Source organism: Neisseria sp. P0021.S005, from assembly GCF_051956955.1.
In genome coordinates this window covers 1-1,430 of the sequence record NZ_JBQCWY010000751.1, presented here as the reverse complement: position 1 = coordinate 1,430, position 1,430 = coordinate 1, and the positions used below count along the sequence as shown (strand labels likewise).

The window sequence follows — 1,430 nt, the reverse complement described above, 5'->3', positions numbered from 1 at the left end:
CGAATCGAATTATACAGTACATTTAGCAAATGTCAACTAAAATTATCGAAAATTCTAACTAACTGTGTTATACTGTCTGCTTCGTTTTCTTCACCGCGTCAGCAGCGAAGAACCGAACTATACGCCTCACAATAAAACCCGTCAACACCTTTCGCAAAATTATTTTCAGAAATTTAACCACCACCCTGTTTTAACAGGGTTTTTTATTTTATAAAAAACTCCAACAACCTTCCTACACAATCCATACATACAAAAAAACACAAAACAAAGGCCGTCTGAATTGCTCTTTCAGACGGCCTTTTGAATTTGACCCTCGCTTTAATTTATATTATTAGCGCTTGTTTTTTGGTATGATGCTTCCTTGATTCTTTTATATCAGCCTCGAGTTTGCTATGTCTGTCTATACAAGTGTTTCCGACACTCAAATGCGTGACTTCCTTCTGCAATATGATTTGGGAGATTTTGTTTCTTTGCAGGGGATTGCTCAAGGAATTACTAACAGTAATTATTTTTTGACTACTTCAACCGGTCGTTATGTATTGACTGTTTTTGAGGTTTTGAAATCAGAAGAACTGCCTTTCTTTCTAGAACTAAACCAGCATTTGAGTCTGAATGGTGTTGCCTGCGCTGCTCCGATTGCTCGCAAAGATGGCAGACTGCATTCTATTTTGGCCGGAAAACCGGCTTGTTTGGTTACTTGTTTGAATGGCTCGGATACCGGCTGGCCAACTGAGGCTCAATGCTTCCATACCGGTGCTATGCTGGCCAAAATGCATTTAGCCGGTCAAGACTTTCCTTTAAAAATGAAAAACCCTCGTTATGATGACTGGTGGCGCGATGCCTGCACTCAGTTGCTGCCTGTTTTAGATTCTAAAGATGCCGCACTGCTTCAATCTGAAATTGCCGCTTTAGATGAAAATCTGGGAGAGCATTTGCCTTCTGGTATTATCCATGCCGATTTATTTAAGGACAACGTATTGCTTAATGGAGATGAAGTTTCCGGCTTTATCGACTTCTATTATGCGTGTAACGGTAATTTCATGTACGACCTGGCAATTGCAGTTAACGATTGGGCACGAACAGCTGATAACAAGTTAGACCCTGTCCTTTATGATGCCTTTATCCACGGCTATGAAAGCGTACGTCCATTATCTGATGAAGAACGCGCGTATTTCCCTACTGCACAAAGAGCAGGATGTATTCGTTTTTGGGTATCACGCCTACTTGATTTCCATTTTCCTCAATCAGGAGAAATGACGTTTATTAAAGATCCAAATGCATTTAGGGATCTGCTCTTGACTCTTAAATAATATATAGATAAAAGGCCGTCTGAAATTCAGACGGCCTTTTATCTAATGCCCTCCCCCGCCGGAACCGCTAAACGGAGGTCTCGCCAGCCAAATAATGGGAATCATACTGATGAATATGAT

The 1,430-nt window shown here is 40.8% G+C and carries 1 protein-coding gene; it reads left to right on the top strand.

All coding sequences use genetic code 11. The features are described 5' to 3' along the window. Positions 1–392 precede the first annotated feature (392 nt). Positions 393–1,310: a homoserine kinase gene (gene thrB / locus ACTHUE_RS18980; protein ID WP_070459257.1), complete on the top strand. Its 918-nt coding sequence runs from the start codon at positions 393–395 to the stop codon at positions 1,308–1,310. The last annotated feature ends 120 nt before the right edge of the window (positions 1,311–1,430 follow it).

Coding starts and splice junctions, on each gene's coding strand:
- thrB (WP_070459257.1), top strand. CDS start 393: ATGTCTGTCTATACAAGTGTTTCCGACACTCAAATGCGTGACTTCCTT.